Origin of the sequence: Nocardioides sp., from assembly GCF_050246775.1 — a bacterium.
Taxonomy (GTDB): Bacteria; Actinomycetota; Actinomycetes; order Propionibacteriales; family Nocardioidaceae; genus Nocardioides.
This window is the reverse complement of record NZ_JBFWVK010000001.1, coordinates 1,952,141-1,972,362: the sequence shown is the minus strand read 5'-3', so window position 1 is coordinate 1,972,362 and position 20,222 is coordinate 1,952,141. Positions and strand designations below refer to the sequence as shown.

17 protein-coding genes are annotated in these 20,222 nt (G+C 70.6%); 13 read left to right on the top strand and 4 right to left on the bottom strand.

Annotated elements, in window-relative coordinates; genetic code table 11:
• Nucleotides 1-110 precede the first annotated feature (110 nt).
• Entirely contained in the window at nucleotides 111-1,304 is a 1,194-nt protein-coding gene (locus AB7I40_RS09365; RefSeq protein ID WP_428347172.1) for an MFS transporter, read from the top strand.
• Between the two features lie 44 nt (nucleotides 1,305-1,348).
• Entirely contained in the window at nucleotides 1,349-1,741 is a 393-nt protein-coding gene (locus AB7I40_RS09360) for a hypothetical protein (protein WP_428347171.1), read from the top strand.
• A gap of 1 nt (nucleotide 1,742) precedes the next feature.
• Here AB7I40_RS09360 and AB7I40_RS09355 read toward each other — a convergent pair whose 3' ends face one another.
• A complete protein-coding gene (locus AB7I40_RS09355; RefSeq protein WP_428347170.1) occupies nucleotides 1,743-3,761 on the bottom strand; it encodes a caspase, EACC1-associated type in 2,019 nt (672 codons plus the stop codon).
• Nucleotides 3,762-3,920: 159 nt separating this feature from the next.
• Here AB7I40_RS09355 and ppk2 point away from each other — a divergent pair, with 159 nt between their 5' ends.
• Entirely contained in the window at nucleotides 3,921-4,781 is an 861-nt protein-coding gene (gene ppk2, locus AB7I40_RS09350; protein WP_428347169.1) for a polyphosphate kinase 2, read from the top strand.
• On the opposite strand, the gene AB7I40_RS09345 is transcribed toward ppk2, so the two are convergent.
• A complete protein-coding gene (locus AB7I40_RS09345; RefSeq protein WP_428347168.1) occupies nucleotides 4,778-5,443 on the bottom strand; it encodes a hypothetical protein in 666 nt (221 codons plus the stop codon). The genes ppk2 and AB7I40_RS09345 overlap by 4 nt on opposite strands.
• Before the next feature lie 142 nt (nucleotides 5,444-5,585).
• Between AB7I40_RS09345 and AB7I40_RS09340 the strand changes: the two genes are divergently transcribed.
• Nucleotides 5,586-6,344 (top strand): IclR family transcriptional regulator, encoded by a 759-nt coding sequence (locus tag AB7I40_RS09340; protein ID WP_428347167.1) that lies wholly within the window; start codon nucleotides 5,586-5,588, stop codon nucleotides 6,342-6,344.
• Between the two features lie 2 nt (nucleotides 6,345-6,346).
• On the opposite strand, the gene AB7I40_RS09335 is transcribed toward AB7I40_RS09340, so the two are convergent.
• Nucleotides 6,347-7,396: a hypothetical protein gene (locus AB7I40_RS09335; RefSeq protein WP_428347166.1), complete on the bottom strand. Its 1,050-nt coding sequence runs from the start codon at nucleotides 7,394-7,396 to the stop codon at nucleotides 6,347-6,349.
• Nucleotides 7,397-7,484: 88 nt separating this feature from the next.
• On the opposite strand from AB7I40_RS09335, the gene AB7I40_RS09330 reads away from it, so the two are divergent.
• From AB7I40_RS09330 to AB7I40_RS09320, 3 genes are all read left to right on the top strand, one after another.
• On the top strand, nucleotides 7,485-8,093 hold the full coding sequence (locus tag AB7I40_RS09330) for a hypothetical protein (RefSeq protein WP_428347165.1): 609 nt from the start codon (nucleotides 7,485-7,487) through the stop codon (nucleotides 8,091-8,093).
• Nucleotides 8,094-8,328: 235 nt separating this feature from the next.
• Nucleotides 8,329-9,657 carry a DUF222 domain-containing protein gene (locus AB7I40_RS09325; protein WP_428347164.1) on the top strand — a complete coding sequence of 443 codons (1,329 nt, stop codon included), beginning with the start codon at nucleotides 8,329-8,331 and terminating at the stop codon, nucleotides 9,655-9,657.
• Between the two features lie 95 nt (nucleotides 9,658-9,752).
• Nucleotides 9,753-10,553, top strand: coding sequence for a VOC family protein (locus tag AB7I40_RS09320; protein ID WP_428347163.1), 801 nt, complete (start codon nucleotides 9,753-9,755; stop codon nucleotides 10,551-10,553).
• A gap of 6 nt (nucleotides 10,554-10,559) precedes the next feature.
• Here AB7I40_RS09320 and AB7I40_RS09315 read toward each other — a convergent pair whose 3' ends face one another.
• Complete coding sequence (locus AB7I40_RS09315; RefSeq protein ID WP_428347162.1) at nucleotides 10,560-12,962, bottom strand: CDP-alcohol phosphatidyltransferase family protein; 2,403 nt, start codon at nucleotides 12,960-12,962, stop codon at nucleotides 10,560-10,562.
• Nucleotides 12,963-13,028: 66 nt separating this feature from the next.
• On the opposite strand from AB7I40_RS09315, the gene AB7I40_RS09310 reads away from it, so the two are divergent.
• The 6 genes from AB7I40_RS09310 to AB7I40_RS09285 all read left to right on the top strand — a co-directional run bounded on the left by AB7I40_RS09310 (nucleotide 13,029) and on the right by AB7I40_RS09285 (nucleotide 20,192).
• Nucleotides 13,029-14,012: a dehydrogenase gene (locus AB7I40_RS09310; RefSeq protein WP_428347161.1), complete on the top strand. Its 984-nt coding sequence runs from the start codon at nucleotides 13,029-13,031 to the stop codon at nucleotides 14,010-14,012.
• A gap of 9 nt (nucleotides 14,013-14,021) precedes the next feature.
• Nucleotides 14,022-14,420: a 6-pyruvoyl trahydropterin synthase family protein gene (locus tag AB7I40_RS09305; RefSeq protein ID WP_428347160.1), complete on the top strand. Its 399-nt coding sequence runs from the start codon at nucleotides 14,022-14,024 to the stop codon at nucleotides 14,418-14,420.
• Complete coding sequence (locus tag AB7I40_RS09300) at nucleotides 14,417-15,451, top strand: glycosyltransferase family 4 protein (protein ID WP_428347159.1); 1,035 nt, start codon at nucleotides 14,417-14,419, stop codon at nucleotides 15,449-15,451. The genes AB7I40_RS09305 and AB7I40_RS09300 overlap by 4 nt, the downstream gene beginning before the upstream one ends.
• Nucleotides 15,451-16,323, top strand: coding sequence for a lysylphosphatidylglycerol synthase transmembrane domain-containing protein (locus AB7I40_RS09295; RefSeq protein ID WP_428347158.1), 873 nt, complete (start codon nucleotides 15,451-15,453; stop codon nucleotides 16,321-16,323). The genes AB7I40_RS09300 and AB7I40_RS09295 overlap by 1 nt, the downstream gene beginning before the upstream one ends.
• On the top strand, nucleotides 16,320-17,009 hold the full coding sequence (locus tag AB7I40_RS09290) for a RibD family protein (protein ID WP_428347157.1): 690 nt from the start codon (nucleotides 16,320-16,322) through the stop codon (nucleotides 17,007-17,009). Before AB7I40_RS09295 ends, AB7I40_RS09290 begins: the two co-directional genes overlap by 4 nt.
• A gap of 123 nt (nucleotides 17,010-17,132) precedes the next feature.
• Nucleotides 17,133-20,192: a heterodisulfide reductase-related iron-sulfur binding cluster gene (locus tag AB7I40_RS09285; protein WP_428347943.1), complete on the top strand. Its 3,060-nt coding sequence runs from the start codon at nucleotides 17,133-17,135 to the stop codon at nucleotides 20,190-20,192.
• Nucleotides 20,193-20,222: the final 30 nt, after the last annotated feature.

Below are 20,222 nucleotides of genomic sequence, written 5' to 3'. Positions count from 1 at the left end.
ACGCGTCTCGAATACGAGACCAGCGTGAGCGGTCGGTTCGTGTCCCTTCCCACAGCCCACACGGTGAGATCGACCTGTCGTCGAGCGCGCCGGCGGCGTTCACTTGACCGGTGTCCACGACCACCCATCCCCACGACATCGGCGAGCTGCGCCGCTGGGGCATGCTCGCGGTCGGCACCTTCGCCCAGGCCGCGTCGGCGGTCAGCGTGCACGGCCCGGCGTTCCTGATCCCCGCCCTCCACGACCGCCTCGGCCTGTCCCTCTTCGAGGCGGGCGTGGTCGCTGCCGCCCCGATGCTCGGGGTGATGCTCACGCTCGTGCTGTGGGGGCTGGTGGTGGATCGCCGCGGGGAGCGCTTCGCCCTGTTGGCCGGGTTGCTCGGGACGGCGGTGGCCGGCGGCGCGGCCACCCTGGCCGACAGTGCCCTCTGGCTGGCGCTCACCCTGTTCTTCGCCGGTGCGGCGGCAGCGAGCACCAACGCCGCCAGCGGCCGGGTCGTCGTCGCGTGGTTCCCCCCGGACCGCCGGGGACTGGCGATGGGGATCCGCCAGATGGCGCAGCCCGTGGGCGTCGGGCTCGCGGCGATCACCGTGGCGGTGCTGGCCGACCAGCAGGGCATCTCCACCGCCCTCCTCCTGGCCCCGGCCGTCGCCCTGGTGGCCGCGCTCGCCGTGGCTCTCGTGGTGATCGACCCGCCGCGCCCGGAGCGCACGGCCACGACCGCGCCCAACCCTTACCGGCGCGACAGCTACCTGGCCCGCATCCACGGCGTCTCGACGCTCCTGGTCGTCCCGCAGTTCGTGGTCTGGACCTTCGCCCTGGTCTGGCTGGTGCAGGACCGCGGCTGGTCACCGGCAGCAGCCGGTACGGCGGTCGCCACGTCGCAGGTGGTCGGGGCCTTCGGGCGGATCGCGGCCGGACAGCTCTCCGACATGGTGGGCAGCCGCCTGCGCCCCCTGCGCTGGGTCGCCGTGGCAGCAGCCGCCACGATGGGCGCCCTGGCACTGACCGCATGGCTCGACTGGGGCGTGGCCGTCCTGCTCATGGTGGTGGCCACCGCTGTGACGGTGGCCGACAACGGCCTGGCCTTCACCGCCGTCGCGGAACGCGCCGGCGCGTTCTGGTCGGGCCGGGCTCTCGGCATCCAGAACACCGCCCAGTTCCTCACTGCCGCCGCGGTCCCACCGCTGGCCGGCTTGTTGGTGCCCCTCGCCGGGTTCCCGACCCTGTTCCTGGTGGCCGCCGCGTTCCCGCTGCTCGCGGTCGCCCTGGTTCCGGTCGCGCAGGAGCCAGACCTCTCCTGAAGCCCTAGACTCAGGTCCCAGGCCCATTCTCGAGGTGATCTGTGATGGATGACGAGATCCTGGTCGAGTTGTACGCCGACGGCGAGCAGCTCGGTGACGACGACCTGGAGCGCATGCGGCTCGCGCTGCGCCGGGAGTTCCTGGACCTCAGCGACGTGGCTGCCGTCGGCACCGTGTCCGCCGGTCCGGCTCCGCCCGGGACGCGCGGGCTCGACGTCGCCGCCATCGGCGCGCTCGCGGTGAGTGTGCAGCCCACCATCGAGGTGTTGGAGAAGGTGTTCGGGTTGCTGCGCGGCTGGCTGGGACGCAACACGTCGGCCTCGACGATGCGCGTCACCGTCAACGGGCAGTCCATCGAGCTCTCGCCGACCAAGGAACAGCAGGCCGCCCTCGTCGAGGCCTTCATCGCCCAGAGCGCGACACCCCCCGGGCAGTAGGTCAGCGACTCCCCCACGCCGGAGGTCCGAGGCGGCCCACGACTCCCAGTCCGTGGGCACCTTCCTCGCCGGCCACGTCGACCCACAGCTCCGACTGCTTCGCGTCGTCGGGCGACGGCTGGAGCCAGACTGCGGACTCCCCGTCGGGCGACGAGGTCGGCGACTTGACCAACGCCTCGCCGGCGAACGACTTCGGCTCCTCGCCGGGCACCGCGAACCAGACGTCCCCGGCGTCGGCCGACGGACTGCTGGAGCGCAGGAACAGCACGCCGCCCACCGTCCAGTCCGGGTGACTGTCCGACCCGTCGGTGCTTGCCAGCAGCGGGAGTGATCCCGGACTGCCGTCAGCGGCCACCGAGCGGATGGTGCTCGGATCGTCCGGGTTCTCCGCTGCACACTCCACATAGATCCGGCCGTCGGCCCCCCAGGTGGGCGCACCCACGGCACCCGGTGGGGGGACGAGGCGGCGTACCAGGGAACCGTCCACCTCGACCACGCTCATGCCGGTGGTCTGCTGGTCGGCGTCCTGGCAGAGCACGACGAGCTGGCTGCCGTCCGGGCTCCACGCGGGTCGCGCGGCGAACGGGCAGTCCCTGCGGGCCTCGGCGTCGAGGAGCTGGCGCAGCCCCGACCCGTCCGCCTCCACGAGGTACGCCGGGCGCGCCGCGCCGGCGGTGCCTACCAGCAGGGCCACCTGGGTCCGATCCGGTGAGATCGTCGGGAGGCCGTAGGTGGGCTCGGTGCTCAGGACCTTCGTCGCGCCGCTGACCACGTCCACCGCGAGCAGCTCTCGACCACCGGCGTCCAGGTCGCGCGTGACCAACACCTCGGTCTCCGGCAGCCGGGCCACCGACTCCCCGCCACCGCCTCCTCCACCGTCATCCGCGCCTGGGGGAAGCAGCCAGACCACCGCGCCCGCCGCGATCGCGGCCACTGCCAGGCCCGCGGCCCCCAGCACCCAGCGGCGCGACGGGCCCGGGGGCTCGGAGGTCGGTGGCTGCGGTCCGGTGCCGTCGAGGACGGGTTTCGGCGCGGGCTCCGGCGGCATCCCGCCCAGAGCTGCCCGAGCCGCCGCACGCACCCGCTCGCTGTCATCCTCGGCGGCCATCCGTTCCAGGGCCAGCCGGGCCGCCAGCGCCAGGCCGGGGTGGTCGCCGGACAGCAGGTCGCTCAGCGGCACGGCCGCGGCTTCACGCTCCCAGGTCAGGAGGCTCTGCATGGACCCCTCGATCTCGGGAGGCAGGTCGCTCGGAGAGGTCACGGGCGCGCCGCGGCGCGCGACGTACACGTCGCCCTCGATGTCGAAGGCCCACTTCTTCGGGGTCTGTTGCGGGGAGATCCGGGTGACCTCGTCGTGCACGAACGCATAGAGCTCGTCCAGCGAGACCCAGCCGTCGAGGTCGCGGTCGGCCTCCCCGGTGCGCAACCCGCGGACCAGGGCGCTCGTGAAGGCCGAGGGACCGTCGGCGTCGAGCGCCCCGTCGGCCAGCTCGTCGCCCTCGAAGGCGAACTGCAGCGCCGATGACGCCGTGATCACGGCCCGCCCGCGACCGCCCAGCCGCTCGTTGACATCGACCGCGCCGACCGCCCTGGGCACCAGGCCCCGGGCGAAGGCGCCGGAGTAGCAGCAGTCCAGCAGCAGCACCACGCGTCCTGCGCGAGAGCGGTCCATCGTGCGGCTGACGAAGCTCGACGGCACCGCGGTGGCCTCGAGGAGGTCCAGCCGGGTGTCGGTGGCTGCGAAGAACAGCTCGCCGCTGTCGTCCTTGAGGCCGTGGCCGGAGAAGTGCAGCATCAGCAGGTCGTCGGGCTTGCGATCCTTGAAGAACGTGGCCACGGCCCGGCTCACCTCGTGACAGCGACCGTTGATCACGGAGACGACATCGAAGCCCCCGATGTCGGGATCCGACAGCACCTCGGCAAGCTCCTCCGCATCGCGGGCGGGGGCACGGAGCCGGGTCAGGCCGGGGTCCTCGTGCAGGTACGTCGCGACGATGAGTGCGCTTCTGGTGCCAGGCATGACTCCTTCTCCGTCATCGGTCACGGATGAGGAGGCTGGTTCGCCCGGTCAGATACGCCATCAGGTCTGCCACAGCGTGCTGTTGACCGCATACGCTTGCCAGCCGCCGGTGGGACGCGGGAGCGTGAGCCCCACACGTTTTCAGGGTAGGAGCCCAGCATGAAGCAGTCCAGTGCACCGCCCGCCGGAGCCGACGACATCGGGACGGGGACCGGCGATCGCGACCCGGCCCACTACACGAAGTCGGGCAAGCTCAAGTCAGTGATCTACGAGGCCGAGATGGAGCGGCTGCAGGAGCAGCTGGTGCTGTTGCAGTACTGGATCCAGAGCCAGGGCCTCAAGGTGCTGGTGATCTTCGAGGGGCGCGGCTCGGCCGGCAAGGGCGGTGTGATCAAGCGGATCACCGAGCGCACCAGCCCCCGGACGGTGCGGGTGGTGGCGCTGCCCAAGCCCACCGAACGGCAGAAGACGCAGTGGTACTTCCAGCGCTACGTCGAGCACCTTCCCGCCGCCGGGGAGATGGTGCTGTTCGACCGCAGTTGGTACAACCGCTCCAACGTCGAATGGGTCATGGGCTACTGCTCGGAGGACGAGCACCAGGAGTTCCTGCGCAGCGCCCCGGAGTTCGAACGGATGCTGGTGCGCTCCGGCATCACCGTCATCAAGTACTGGTTCTCGGTGTCCTTCGAGGAGCAGCGCAAGCGGTTCGAGGAGCGCAACGCCGAGCCGCTGAAACGGTGGAAGCTGTCGGACATGGACCTCGCCGAGCACGAGTACTACGTCCGCTACTCCATGGCCAAGGACACCACGTTCCAGTACACCGACATCAAGCAGGCGCCCTGGTACGTCGTCCCGTCGGACGACAAGAAGGGTGCCCGCCTCAACTGCATCAGCCATCTGCTGAGTCAGTTCGACTACGTCGACGTGGCGCCTGACGTGGTGAAACTGCCGCAGATGCGCGAGGTGCCCTATGTCCGCCCGCCGATGCACGAGCAGACGTTCGTCCCACAGCTCTTCTAGACGGTCGCCTCGTAGTAGGTCCAGAGCCCGATCGAGTTGCCCTCGACCTCGACGCTGGCCATCTCGAGCCATGGCGTGCCGAAGAACTGTCCACCCACGACGGTGGCGTCCTCACGACCACGGATGGCGTAGAGGATGCCCCCGTCGTCGTGCACTTCCTGGGACTGCGCTCCGGTCGCCTTGAGACGGAGCGAGAAGGTGTCGCTCCCGCGGCGAGGCACGGCAGCACCGTTGAGACTCTCCCAATCCGGCATGTCGGTGCCCCGGAAGGTCATGTAGCGCAGGTTGGGCGCCCAGGTGTTGGTGGTGCTAGCGGCGCCGTGCTGGTCGAAGTAGAACGCACCCTTGAGGGTGCAGGGGGTCTCGACCTCACCCCAGGCCACCTTCGGCGCGATCGCTCCGGCCGGGCACCACCAGTCGCGGATCTCCCCCCGGATGGTCTCCTCCTCGTCGTAGGTCCAGACCTCGGTCACGTGCTGGTTCCCCAGGCGGCCGGGGAGCCGTCCGACCTGACGGCCGGTGACGCTGACCAGGCCCTGCGAGTACGTCGGCACCCAACCGTCCGGGATCGGTTCAGCGCTCGCAGGCGCGGCTGCGAGCGTGGTGACGGTGAAGACTGCGGGCACGATCAGTGCCAGCGCGCGAGAAACGGTCTTCTTCATGACTTCCCCCCAATAGACGTCTGCGACGCTCCTCAATGTCGTCGCCCCACCAACGACAGACAAGACCCATCCGGGTGGCCGGAGCCACCGACCGGGCCATAGGGACCCCAGACCTGCGCGAGTCGCGTAATAGAGTCCGAGCATGAGCCAGGTGCCCGCAGCCACCCGTGCCCTGCGGGTGTTGCGGTTCCTGGCCAGCCAGCCCGACCCGGTGGCCCTCGACCGGATCACGCGGGCCTGCGAGCTGCCCCGGAGCACGGCGTACCACCTGCTCAACACGATGATTGCCGAGGGCTTCGTCGTCCACCTTCCCGATGAGCGGCGTTACGGACTCGGCGTTGCGGCGTTCGAGGTGGGCAGTGGCTACTCCCGCCAGGAACCGCTCCAGCGGATCGCGCGCCGCCCGCTCGCCGACCTGGTCGACGTGACCCGGCAGAACGCGCACCTGGCCGTCCTGCACGGGCGCGACGTGCTCTACGTCGTGGAGGAGCGCGCACCGGGCCGGCCGCCGCTGGTCACCGATGTGGGCGTCCGGCTGCCGGCTCAGCTGACGGCCAGCGGCCGCGCGATCCTGGCAGCCCTGCCCGCCAACCAGGTGCGGGCCCTCTATCCCGATCGCACGGCGTTCGTGAACCGTCACGGCAAGGGTCCGACGTCGCTCAGCACGCTACGCACCCTGTTGTCGGAGACCCGACAACGCGGCTACGCCAGCGAGGACGGAGAGGTCACGCCCGGCTTCGCCAGTGTCGCCGCGGCCGTGCTCGACCACAACGGGCACCCCGTTGCGGGGGTCGCGGTGACGTACGCCGACGACGTGGACGCGGCAGCCATCGTGAGCGCGGTCCTGCGCACCGCCGACACCGTGACCAGGCGCCTCAGCGGGCACGCGGCCACTCGCTGAGCTCACAGCTGGTTGGCGCTGCCCTCCGTCAGGAAGACCGGAGACTGACCCTGGCCCGGGTCCACGGTCGCGAGCACGCGGCTGACGGGGGTGCACGCCAGGGTCCGCAGCTCGCAGGTGACGACCTGCCGGGCGCGCAGCACGTTGTCCACGCTGTCGTAGTCGATGCGCTCGGCGACGCCGAAGAACGTGTCCTCATCGCTCCAGCCAGCCAGGGTGAAGTGCTCCCACGGGGCATCGATCGTGCGCTGGCGACCGGTCGACGACTCGTACACGACTGCGGGGGTGGGCCACATCGACGTGTCGAAGATCGTGCTCCGGTCCGGGGACAGCAGCCCTGTGCCGAACATCGAGGACTCCGCCAGCTCGCGGTGCCTGCCCTCACCGCGGATGCTCACGTGGTAGCCGTCGGGGAACAGCGTCTCGGCGTACCCCTCGTAGACCTCGATCCCGTCGGCGTCCTCGCTCGCCGGCACCACCGAGGCGTCGTCGAGTCCGATGGTCGTGCCGTCGAAGAAGAGGCGCTCGTCGCTGACGCCGTGCAGGAGCGGCATGATCTCGCCGTACAGGTTGGCCAGATCGTCGTCGTCGTCCGGCTCTTCATCGGGGGTGCGGTAGAGCTGCTCACCGGTCCGGGTGTCGAACGCCGCCACCTGCAGGACGTGGGTCCCGAACGTGTCGGTCGGGCCGCGGGACTGGTCCACGGTCGCGAACACCGACCGGTCCGCCGACACCGCCAGGTTGCCCCAGCGGACGTCCTCGACCTTCTGGGTCTCCCCCTGCGCACTGGTGAACATCAGCCTCGGGCCGCGCATCCAGTAGACGCCGGTCGCGCCGAGCACGAACAGATCCACCCGAGCGCCGAGCTCGACGCTCTGCTCCCCGACATGCAGCGTGCCGTCGTAGAACCACGCCGGCGAGCTGACGTCCCACTCGCTCGGCCCCACCGGCAAGGTGAAGGGCTTCGCGCTCGAAGCGCTCCCGGTGGACTCCCCGCACCCGGCGAGCACGAGGCACGCGAGCACGCCGGCCACGATCCCACGTGCTTTCATCGGGCCATGATCGCATCCGCGCCTTCGCGGGGACTTCGCCGGTAATGTCGGCGACGAAACATGACGTCACAGCACCGACGGAGTCGCGATGTCCGGGCATGAGCTCACAGTCCGTGCCGCCGAGGACCACTACCCCGGGGTCGGGCGACGGGGCACTGTGCTCATGCTCCCCGGACGCGCCTACTCGTGCGACATGTCGTTGTTGGCGTGGACGACGAGGGCACTGCAAGCCACCGGCTGGGCGGTTGTCCAAGCCGGGTGGAACCTGTCGGCCATCCCCGCCGACCCGCGCGCGTTCATCCAGGACGCCGCCCGGCGACTGGACGAGATGAAGCGTCCTGGCGAGCCGGTGCTCGTCGTGGCGAAGTCCCTGGGGACACTGGCCGCTCACTGGGGGGCTGAGAAGGGGTACCCGGCCGTTTGGCTCACGCCCGTCCTCAAGGCAGCTGGCCGGCACCCGCTGCCGAGCCACAGTGAGGAGTTGGCGAGCCGGCTCCGCGACTACCCCGCCCCCAACCTGGTTGTCGGGGGCACCGCGGACATCTTCTGGCAGCGGGGATTCACGGGAACCGGGGAGGTCCTGGAGATCGCCGGGGCCGACCACAGCCTCGAGGTCGCAGACTGGCGCGCGTCAGTGCACCAGCACGAGGCTGTTGCGTCTGCCGTGGTCCGCTTCGCGTCGGGAGCGGCCGGGTAGCGCTGCCATTCTCCGATCACGAGCCTCACTGTCGATCCCCGCGGAGCCAGCCTCTGACGGTGTCCCGGAGCCACTCGTCATCGAGGTCGACGAACTGGTCACTCGGGTCTGTGGCAAGCGGTGGTGCCCGCCTAGGACGGGCCCGCCCACAACCCCCTTCCCAGACAGACCGGTTGTCCACAGGTGAGTGAATGGGTGCTGTCGGCCGTCGGCGTTCGGACCTAGAATCGATCACATGTTCGAAGAGTTGGAGACCGTGGGTGCGGCTGATGCCCGTCAGGTCGTGGCTGCCCTGGGGCGGCTGGTGGAGGTGGTCGCTCGACTCGGGGCACACCCGGGTGACGACGCCTTCATCGTCGACTGCCTGGCCCAGCTGGAGCGGGTGAAAGCCGCGGCGGCCGCCGCCCAGGCCGAGCTCACCACGCGTCTGGACACCATGCGCCGCACTGAGGACAGAGCTTCCGGCTCCGCCGTACGCGAGGTCGGCCGAGGGGTGGCCCACGAGGTTGCCCTGGCGCGGCGCGAGAGTCCCCACGACGCGCGGCGTCACCTTGCGCTGGCCAGGGCGCTGGTCAACGACCTGCCCGAGACTCTGGCGGCACTGGCCCGCGGCGACATCAACGAACGACGAGCCGAGATCATCGCCCGCGAGACCAGGGTGCTGTCCCGCGATGACCGCCGCCTCGTCGATGCCACCCTCGCTGACCGGATGCCTGAGCTCGGCGACCGAGCCCTGCTCTGCGCGGCCCGCAAGCTGTCCTACGAGTTGGACGAACGAGCCACCACCAAACGGATGGCCGCCGCGCGAGCCGAGCGCCGGGTCACCTCACGCCCTCTCGCCGACGGCATGGTCCTGATCAGTGCGACGGTCCCGGCACCCGAGGGAGCCGCGGTGATGCTCGCCCTGAGGGAGTACGCCGACAGCCAGCAAGCCCACGGCGACCCGCAAGCCCACGGCGACCAGCAAGCCCACGGCGACCAGCGCACCCGGAGCCAGGTGGTGGCCGACGTGTTCTGCCAGCGCCTGGTGGGGCTGAGCACCGCGGTGACCTCCACCGTCAGCGTGGAGGTGCAGGTGGTGATGAGCGCCGAGATGCTCCTGGACGAGGACAACACCCAGGCCGCGCACCTTCGCGACTACGGGCCCCTCCCGTCGCGGATCGTGCGCGAGCTGATCGCCACCACCAGGGGCCGGGTCCTCCTGCGTCGGCTCTACGCCAACCCCGACGACAACACCCTGGTCGCGATGGACTCCCATCGCCGCGTGTTCGCCGGCGAACTGCGCCAACTCCTCCTCAATCGCGACGACCGGTGCCGCACCCCCTGGTGCGACGCCCCTATCCGCCACGGCGACCACATCACCCCCCACGCCCGCCACGGCAGCACCAGCGTGAGCAACGGACAGGGACTCTGCGAGTCCTGCAACTACGCCAAGCAGTCCCCCGGCTGGACCCACCGCGTCGCCCAGCCCTGGCCACAGCGACATCGCGTCCACATCACCACCCCCACCGGGCACCTGCACACGAGCAACGCACCACCCCTGCCCGTCGACATCCCTGCATGATCCCCGCTCCGCCGACCAACCGATTCCCGACTTTTCCGGCGAGCGCGACGACAACCGGGCACCATGGTGCGGGTCGACACTGAGGAGCCCACTGAATGCCCACACGCGAAGAGGCGTGGCCTGAAGGCACCCCTAACTGGGTAGAGGTTGCAGTCGACGAGCCCACAGCCGCCGCCGCGTACTACCGCGACCTCTTTGGCTGGGTCTGTTACGACGCCGGCGAGGAGGAAGGGGACTACATCCTCGCCTTCAAGGACGGCCGGCCAGCGGCCGCGATCGGGCCCAAACAGGTGGACGGGGTGCCCGCCAACTGGGCGACGTACTTCGCGGTCGACGACGCCGACGACGCCGCTGCCCGGATCCGTGCAGCCGGCGGCGAACCGCACTTCGACCCCGTCGATGTCGGCCCCAACGGTCGGATGTTCTTCGCCTCCTCTCCCGACGGGGCGAGCTTCGGGCTGTGGGAGGCCGGCGAACACACGGGAGTGGGCATCTACAACGAGCCGGGCAGCCTGGCTCTCAACGTGCTGCACACCGACGATCTCGACCTGGCCCAGACGTTCTACACCGACGTGTTCGGCTTCAGCTATCGCGACCTGAGCCGACCCGAACTCGTCCTCTTCGCACTGCTGCGTGCATCGGACGGCACCGGCGTGGCAGCGATGAGCACCAACAAGGTCGCCCCGCCCGGCACCCCTTCGCACTGGATGACCTGGTTCGCGGTCGACAACTGCGACGAGTCCGCGATCATGGCCTGCCGCCTCGGTGGCCGGGTCCTCGTCGAGCCCGAAGACACCCCCTTCGGGCGCACCGCCGTGGTGGCCGGGATCGAAGGCGAGGTGTTCGGCGTGGTCGACCTTCGCAACACCCGCAAACTCGTCGCCGTCGCCGACTAGACCAGCTCACGGCCCGGCGAACGCCTCGAGGAAACGGTCCCGGAAGTCACTCATCGTCCAGACCGGCGCCTGCGGCGTGGGCCGCAGGCCACGGTCCCAGCCCCAGCCCCGGACGGCCGCGAGGACCGCGGGGTCGTGGGCGATGATCGAGATCGGCACGTCGCGCCCGGCATCGTCGCCGGAGACGATGGTGTGGGGCTGATGGTCGCCCAGCATCACCACGACCAGGTTGTCGTCGCCGTACTGCTCCACGAACCCGGCGACCGCGCTCAGGGCGTACTCGACCGAGGCACCGTACGCCGCGCGCACCTTCTGCTGGTCCGGCCACACCTCGCCGGCGGCCAGTCCCTGGGCAGGCATCGGGTCGAAGATGGCGCCATCGCCCACGTCGGCCCAGGGGACCAGGCGCGGGACCGGTGTGAACGGCGAGTGACTGGAGACCAGGTCGACCTCGGCCATCACCGGGCGCCGGTGGACCGGAGCCAGTTCGAGGCGCTGCAACGCCGAGAGCGTGTATTGGTCGGGCATCGTGGCGTAGCTGAACCGCGGGCCCTCATAGCCCAGGCTGCGCGAATCGTAGAGCTGGTCGAAGTGGTAGAACCGCTGGCCCTCCGGCCAGTCCTGGGTGTTGGCAGGCACCACCTGGACCGAGCGCCAGCCCGCGTCGGTGAAGGCCGAGGTGAGGGTCAGGCGATCGCGCCCCAGGAGCTGGTTGTAACGCTGCTGGCTGTCCACCCACAGCCCCGACTGCAACGACGCGTGCGCGAGCCAGCTCGCGGCGCCATAGGTGGAGGAGGTGAGGAAGCCGCTACGCGCGGCGAACCCGCCGGTCCGCAACCTGGCTGTGGCTCCGTCGAGCACTGCGGACACGCCCGGGGCGACGGATGAGCCCTCCAGGGCGACGCGACCATAGCTCTCCACGACGACGAAGAGCACGTCCTTGCCCTGGAGCCCGCGCAGCAGGGTGTCGCTGGGCGCGTCACTGAAGGCATCGTGCTCGATCTGCTTGGCGAAGCGGTCGCGGTCCTCCAGACCGGCGCGCACCAGCTGGACCTGCGCGCCCGCGAGGTCCGCGGAGCTGGTGGAGGCGACCTGGATCCTGGCCACGAAGGACACCGAGAACACCGCGCACAGCCCCCAGGCCATGCCGAGGACCAGCACCGAGCGCAGGGCGCCGGCCCGGTGGCGCGCAGCTGAGCCGGCGAGACGGCGTACGGCGAGCACCAGCACGACCATCAGCCCGACGGCGAGCACGACGGCACCCACCACCACACCGACCGCGGCGAGCCTGCCCGCCGAATCCTCGACCACTCCGACGCCCGGGCCCAGATAGCCCCAGTCGTTGACCGGGTCGAAGGGCCGGTCGAGCACCTCGAAGAACCCCCAGTCGAGGAGCTTCACGATCACCAGCAGGCCCAGGACGACCCCGAAGCCGCGGGCCAGCACGGGCAGCCAGCGAGCCGGCAGCACCGCCGCCAGGGCGATCAGCAGCAGCCCTTCCAGGGGGATGCTCAGGAAGGCACGAGGAGTGAGCTCCCCCAGCCGTACGGGCGCGACGAGGGCCGCCCACACGACCAGGCAGGCGAGCGCGGTGAGCAGCGCCGGCCCGACAGCCCGTGCGGCCGGAGCACGGACCTCTCCCGTGGCCGGCGCGGTCGTGGCAGGTCGGTGACGAGCGAGCCACAGCACCTGGCGGCCGAAGGATTCCGCCAGGAGTACCGCGGCGCCGGCCAGCAGGAGCGTCTCGAGCCACGCTGCGAGCACCGCCCAGGCCACCACGGTCAGCACGATCCCCTGGATGGCAGCCACCCACTTCGCCCACGGCCGCGGCGGCGAGGGCTCGCCCAGCCAGGGCCACACCTCGACCGCCGCGAGGAACAGGTAGCGCGCGGCCCCGATTGCCAGCACCCACCAGCGGTCGGTGGCGTGGGCCACGTGGATGCTGAGCACGAGGATGAGGAAGGCGTCGACCTCCATGTCGAACCGCGCCCCGAGCGCAGTCTCCCCGTGCGTACGCCGCGCGACGTACCCGTCCACGCCGTCGAGGACCAGCGCGACGGCGGCCAGGAGCGCCAAGGCGTGCACCGGAGCCGCCCCCGGCAGGAAGTCGTTGATGTGGTGGCCGTCGAGGGGCGTCTCCCCCTGGGGGGCGAGGCCCAGCTCGAACACGGTCAGGGCCACAACCGCCGCGACGAGGGTCAGACGGGTGAGGGTCACCGCGTTGGCGGCCCCGAAGCTCGCGGCTCCCGACTCCGCCAGGCCGCGACCCAGCAGCGCCTGGGCAATGACGAGGCAGCCGAGGCCAGCCAGCCACCCACCTCCGCTGAGTCCCACCGTCTCGGTCAGCACGCCCAGCAGGGCGACCAGGGCGAGGCAGGACACCACCACGGCGAGACGGAACGCGCGCAACGTGACCTCCCGCGGAGTGTGAGCAGTGCTACCTTTCGAGTTTCCCACGCTCGGAGAGGTGAGGCCGTGACGCGGACCGCCGGATCCTTCTGGGTCGTCGCTCCCGGAGTGGGCGAGATCCGGACCGTCGAAGTGCCCGAGCCCGGGCCGGACGAGGTGCTGGTCCGCACCCTGTTCACCGCCGTCAGCCGAGGCACCGAGCAGCTGGTCTGGCGCGGCGGCGTGCCGCCGAGCGAGCACCTCACCATGCGGGCGCCCTTCCAGGAGGGTGAGTTCCCGGGACCCGTGAAGTACGGCTACCTCAACGTCGGCTCGGTCGAGGTCGGCCCCCCGCACCTGGTGGGGCGCACGGTCTTCTGCCTCTATCCCCATCAGAGCGCCTACGTCGTGCCCGCGGCCGCGGTCACGGTGGTTCCCGACCAGGTCCCGGCCCGACGCGCCGTCCTGGCCGGCACCGTGGAGACGGCGGTCAACGCCCTGTGGGACGCCGGCCCGCTGGTCGGTGACCGCGTCAACGTCGTGGGAGCCGGCATGGTGGGCTGCTGCGTCGCCCGGCTCCTCGCCCAGATCCCCGGGACCGCAGTCACCCTGGTCGATGTCGACCCCGGGCGGGCCGCAACGGCCGAGGCCCTGGGAGTCGACTTCGCGCTGCCCGACCGGGCACCCGAGGCCCGCGACCTGGTGGTGCACGCCAGCGCGACGTCGGCGGGACTGCAGCTGTCCCTCGACCTCCTCGCTCCTGAGGGCACGGTCCTCGACCTCAGCTGGTACGGCGACACCGAAGTCACCCTTTCCCTGGGCGGCTCCTTCCACTCAGGACGGCTCGCCGTCCGGGCCAGCCAGGTCGGCCTCATCGCCGCCGCCCGCCGCTCGCGGCGTACCCACGCCGACCGCCTGGCCCTGGCACTCGACCTGCTTTCCGACCCGGCGTACGACGTGCTGCTCGGCGACGACTGTGAGCTGGCCGAACTGCCTGCGGTGATGGCCGCACTGGCCACGGGAGGTCGTAGGACGATCGGGCAGGTCGTGACCTACCGCCGCGGCCCCTAGTCTGGGTCCGTGTTCAGCGTGACGGTGCGAGACCACATGATGATCGCCCACAGCTTCCGCGGGGAGGTCTTCGGCCCCGCCCAGCGGCTGCATGGTGCGACGTACGTCGTCGACGCCACGTTCCGGCGCGCGGACCTCGACGACGACAACCTCGTGGTCGACATCGGGAGGGCCGCGGAGCAGCTGCATGAGGTTGTCGGAGCGCTCAGCTATCGCAACCTGGACGAGGAACCCGACTTCGCGGGCACCAACACCTCCACGGAGGCCCTGGCCAAGGTGGTCGCCGACCGGTTGGCGCATCGCGTCCACGCGGGGGACCTCGGCGAGGGCGCACGTGGCCTGAGCGGCCTCTCGGTGACGCTCCACGAGTCCCACATCGCCTGGGCCAGCTACGAGCGCTCATTGTGAAGACGGTCCATGTCGTCGTGCCCCCGGGTCTCGACGACCCGGGCCGACCCAGCGGCGGGAACACCTATGACCGGCGCGTGTGCGGCGGCCTGGCCGCGCTCGGATGGACGGTGCACGAGCACCCGGTGGCGGGCACCTGGCCGCACCCCACGTCGGCGGACCTCGAGGCGTTGCGCGAGCTCCTGGCCAGGATCCCGGACGGTGTGCCGGTCCTCGTCGACGGGCTGATCGCGAGCGTGGCCGCGGAGCCCCTGGCCGCAGCGGGAGCGCGGATGCCGGTGGTGGCCCTGGTCCACATGCCGCTGGGGGCACAGGTCGGCGAGGGGGCGGTGCTCAGATCGGCCGCCGCCGTGGTCACCACCAGCCGGTGGACCCGCCAGCGCCTGCTCGCCGAACACCGCCTCGACCCGGACCTCGTCCATGTCGCGCTGCCCGGAGTCGAACCGGCCGACCTCGCGACCGGCCACCCCACTGGGGGCTCACTCCTCTGCGTGGCCGCGGTCGCCGCCCACAAGGGGCACGACCTGCTGCTGTCGGCACTGGCCGGACTGTCCGCGGCCGACTGGCACCTGACCTGCGTCGGGGCCCTCGACCTCCAGCCGGAGTTCGTCCAGCGGCTGCGCCGACAGGTCGCTGACTACGGCCTCACCGGACGCGTCAGCTTCGCCGGGCCCCGCACGGGGCCCACGCTCGAGGAGGCGTACGCCGCCGCCGACGTGCTGGTCTCCGCATCGCGCACGGAGAGCTACGGGATGGTCGTCACCGAGGCCCTGGCGCGCGGGTTGCCCGTGATCGCCACGCGGGTCGGCGGTCACCCCGAAGCGCTCGGTCGCACCACCCGCGGCGTACTCCCCGGTCTGCTCGTGGCTCCCGACGACGCGGCCGCGCTGAGCGAGGCGTTGGGTCGCTGGCTGGGTGACCCCGTGTTGCGATCCTCGCTTCGGGTGGCCGCCGCCGAACGCCGGGGCTCGTTGACGGGCTGGTCCGCGACGGCCGCTGAGGTCTCCCGGGTCCTCAGGCAGGTCGCCTGATGAGGTCGCTGTGGTGGACCTGGCTCAAGGTCGGTGGCGGACTGGTCATCCTGGCGCTGCTGTGGTGGCGACTCGGCAGCGCGCCGTTCCGCGACGGGCTGCGCTCCGTCGACGCGGGCGCGCTCCTCGCGGCGTCCGCGATCGCGGTGGTGACGACGGTGGCGAGCGCCTGGCGCTGGAGAGTGGTGGCCCGCGGTGTCGACGTGGACCTGCCGCTGCGCGCGGCGGTCGCCGCCTGCTACCGCTCCCAGTTCCTCAACTCGGTCCTGCCCGGCGGGATCCTCGGTGACGTCCACCGGGGGATCAGGCACGGCCAGCAGCTCGGCAGGATCGGCACCGGCATGCGCGCGGTCGTGTGGGAACGGATCGCCGGCCAGGTCGTCCTCGCAGCCCTGGCGGTGCCGGCGCTGCTCAGCCTGACCCGGTCCCCGCTCGTCTGGCTGGCGATCGCGGGCGCGGGCCTCCTCGCGGTGCTGGCCCTCCGGCAGCAGCGTCGGCTCGGCGTACCGGTGCTCGCGCCGACCGCCTGGGCCACCGTCGCACTCGCCTCCGCCGTGGCCGTCTGCGGGTACGTGGCCACCTTCCTGGTGGCGGCGTCCGCGGTGGGCTCGGACGTCGGCGCCGGCACGCTCGTGCCCGTCGCGGTCCTGGTGCTGCTGGCCTCGAGCATCCCGGTCAACATCGGTGGCTGGGGTCCGCGCGAGGGCGCCGCGGCCTGGGTCTTCAGCCTCGCCGGCCTGTCCGCCTCGTTGGGTCTGTCGGTCGCCGTCGCCTATGGCGTGATGGGGCTCGTGGCGACGCTGCCGGGCGCCGTCGTCCTCCTCGCCGACCGGCTCGAGCCCACCCCGCGACACGTGGGACGTGCCGCGTGAGCGATCGGCCCTACACCGTGCTCAGCTGCTGCATCTCCCTGGACGGCTATCTCGACGACGGCAGCGACACCCGCCTGCTGCTGTCCAACCAAGCCGATCTCGACCGGGTCGACGGCGTGCGCGCCTCCAGCGACGCGATCCTGGTGGGGGCCGCGACGATCCGCAACGACGATCCCCGGTTGTTGGTGCGCTCACCCGAGCGCCGCGCGCAGCGGGTCGCGCGCGGGCTGGCCCCTTCGCCCACGAAGGTCACGGTCTCGACGATGGCGCGGCTCGACCCGGAGTCGCAGTTCTTCAGCGCCCGTGGCCCCGACGTCCTCGTCTACTGCCCGACGCAGGCCGTGCCGGGCGCGCGTGAGCGGTTGGGGGGCCTGGCGACCGTGGTCGACGGCGGCCCTGAGATCACCATGCGCCGGCTCGCTGAAGACCTGCACCTGCGCGGCGTACGGCGCCTTATGGTCGAGGGCGGCGGGCAGATCCACACCCAGTTCCTGGCCGACGACCTGGTCGACGAGCTGCACCTGGCGGTGGCGCCGTTCTTCGTCGGTGACTCCCGGGCCTGCCGGTTCGTGGAGGACGGCAGCTTCCCCTGGCACCCCGGCAGACGGGCCGCCGTCGTGGAGACCAGCACCGTCGGCGACGTGGTGCTCCTGCGCTATGCGCTGTCCGAGCGCTTCCAGGCCTGATGGCGGCGTAGGGGAATTCTCACAGCCTGCTGGCCGAGACAGGGCTCGGTCTGGGAACGTCTGGGGTCGTAGGCTTCAGCGGCGCGCATCTCTACGCGCACGGCACAGAGGGGCACCCACAGCATGCAGGTCTTCGCCATCGTCGTTTCGCTGAGCATCGCCGCTGTCGGCGTCGTGCTGTTCGTCCGCGCGATCAGGCAGATCATCGCGGTCCTCAAGGTCGGCCAGCCGGTGTCGCGCAGCGACAACCCGGTCGGGCGGACGGTGACGCTCCTCAAGGAGTCCCTGGGACACACCCGGATGCTGCAGTGGCACTGGGTGGGTGCGGGTCACTGGTTCATCTTCGTGGGCTTCGGCTTGCTCTTCTTCACCCTGCTCACGGCGTTCGGACAGCTGTTCGACGCCCACTTCGCGCTTCCGCTGATCGGTCACTTCGTCCTGTGGGAGTGGGTCTCGGAACTGTTCACGGTGATGATGATCATCGCCGTCGTCTCGTTCATCGTCTACCGCGCCAACCGGCCCTCGGAGCGCGTCCGCGGCCCCCGCGGGCGGCTCTGGGGATCGACGATGTGGCAGGGCTACTTCGTCGAGGGAGTGATCCTCGGCGTCGGGCTCTGCATCATGACCCTGCGCGGGTTGGAGTACGCGCTGCTGAGCCACGGCGGCGAGCACGCCGACAACGCCTCCGCCCTGCACTTCCCGTTCACGTTCTGGCTCGGCGAGGCGTTCTCCGGCCTGTCCGTCGGCACTCTCGAGAATCTCATCTACCTGGTCGCGACCATCAAGATCGTCATCTCCTTCGTGTGGATGATCGTCATCTCCCTCAACGTCACGATGGGTGTGGCCTGGCACCGGTTCCTGGCCTTCTTCAATATCTGGTTCAAGCGCGAGTCCTCCGGCCGCACCGCCCTGGGGGCCCTCAAGCCCCTGACCTCGGGGGGCAAGGCGATCAGCCTCGACGACATCGACGACCTCGACGAGGACTCCGCCCTCGGGGTGGGGGTGGTCGAGGACTTCAGCTGGAAGGGGATCCTCGACTTCACCTCCTGCACCGAGTGCGGACGGTGCCAGTCCCAGTGCCCTGCCTGGAACACCGAGAAGCCGCTGTCGCCCAAGCTGCTCATCACCGCGCTGCGCGACCACGCGCACGCCAAGGCGCCGTACCTCATGGCACCTGAGTCCGAGCGTGAGGCGATCCTCGCGGCCGGCGGGGACACGCTCACCAAGGAGGTCGAGCGTCCCCTGATCGGCGACGAATCGGTCTACGGCGTGATCGATCCCGACGTGCTCTGGTCGTGCACATCGTGTGGTGCCTGTGTGCAGCAGTGCCCGGTCGACATCGAGCACGTGGACCACATCGTCGACATGCGGCGCTACGCGGTCCTGGTGGAGTCCAACTTCCCCGCCGAGCTCAACGGCCTGTTCAAGGGCCTGGAGAACAAGGGGAACCCGTGGAACATGGCGCCCTCCGGGCGTCTCGACTGGGCCAAGGACCTGCCCTTCGACGTGCCCGTGGTCGGGGAGGACCTGGAGTCGCTGGACTCGGTGGACTGGCTGTTCTGGGTCGGTTGCGCGGGCGCCTACGAGGACCGTGCGAAGAAGACGACCCGGGCCGTGGCCGAGCTGCTGGACCTGGCCGGCGTCTCCTTCGGGGTGCTCGGCAACGGCGAGACCTGCACCGGCGACCCCGCGCGCCGCGCCGGCAACGAGTTCGTGTTCCAGGGCCTGGCCCAGCAGAACGTCGAGACGTTCAAGGAATACCGCGTCAAGAAGGTCGTCTCGACCTGTGCGCACTGCTTCAACACGTTGAAGAACGAGTACAAGGACTTCGGCGTCGAGCTCGAGGTGGTGCACCACACCCAGCTGCTCAACCGCCTGGTGCGTGAGGGCAAGCTGACGCCGGTCGCCACCGGAGCCGGGGCAGCCAAACGCTCCATCACCTACCACGACCCCTGTTACATCGGTCGCCACAACGGCGTCTACACGCCTCCGCGCGAGCTGCTCCAGGTGCTGCCCGGGGCGGAGTTCGTCGAGATGGACCGCAACTCCGAACGATCCTTCTGCTGTGGTGCCGGTGGTGCCCGGATGTGGATGGAGGAGAAGATCGGTGAGCGGATCAACATGAACCGCACGAACGAGGCCGTGGCCACCGGGGCGGACCAGATCGCCGTCGGCTGCCCGTTCTGCCGCGTGATGCTCTCCGACGGGCTCACCTCGGCCCAGGCCTCCGGGACCGCCCGCGAGGAGGTCGAGGTCCTCGACGTGGCCCAGATGCTGCTCGCCTCGGTCAAGGGCGAGGTCGCCACCAAGGTGAAGAAGCCCGCCCCGGCTGCCGCGACTTCTGTGGCCGAGCCCGACCCGGTGGTCGAGCAAGCCTCGGTGGTCGAGCAAGCCTCGGTGGTCGAAGAGGCCTCGGTGGTCGAGCAAACCTCGGTGGTCGAGCAAACCCCGGTGGTCGAGCCTGTCGAGACCACCCCCGCACCCACCACCGGCTCCCTCTTCGACGTCGAGCCCGACCCGGTGGTCGAGCAAACCCCGGTGGTCGAGCAAACCCCGGTGGTCGAGCAAACCCCGGTGGTCGAGCCTGTCGAGACCACCCCCCAACCCACCGGCGGCTCCCTCTTCGACATCGAGCCCGACCCGGTGGTCGAGCAGACCCCGGTGGTCGAGCAGACCCCGGTGGTCGAGCCTGTCGAGACCACCACCGCACCCACCACCGGCTCCCTCTTCGACGTCGAGCCCGACCCGGTGGTCGAGCAGACCCCGGTGGTCGAGCCTGTCGAGACCACCACCGCACCCACCACCGGCTCCCTCTTCGACATCGAGCCCGACCCTGTGGTCGAGCAAACCCCTGTGGTCGAGCAAACCCCGGTGGTCGAGCCTGTCGAGACCACGCCCGCCCCCACCGGCGGCTCCCTCTTCGACATCGAGCCCACCCCACCCGCGGAGCCCGAGACAGAGGCTCCTGTCAGGTCCCTGTTCGACGTGAAGGCTGATGTCGAGGCCAAGGCCGAGGCGTCGGAACAACACCCCGAGTCGACCGACGCCGAGACTCCAGTTCGAGGACTGTTCGACACCGACACCGACACCGACACCGAGCCAGAGCCAGAGCCGGAGCCAGAGCCAGAGCCAGAGCCGGAGCAGAAGTCGAAGCCGGAACCTGGCTCACTCTTCGACTACTGAGCATCACTGCGGTCGATCAGTCCAGCCTGG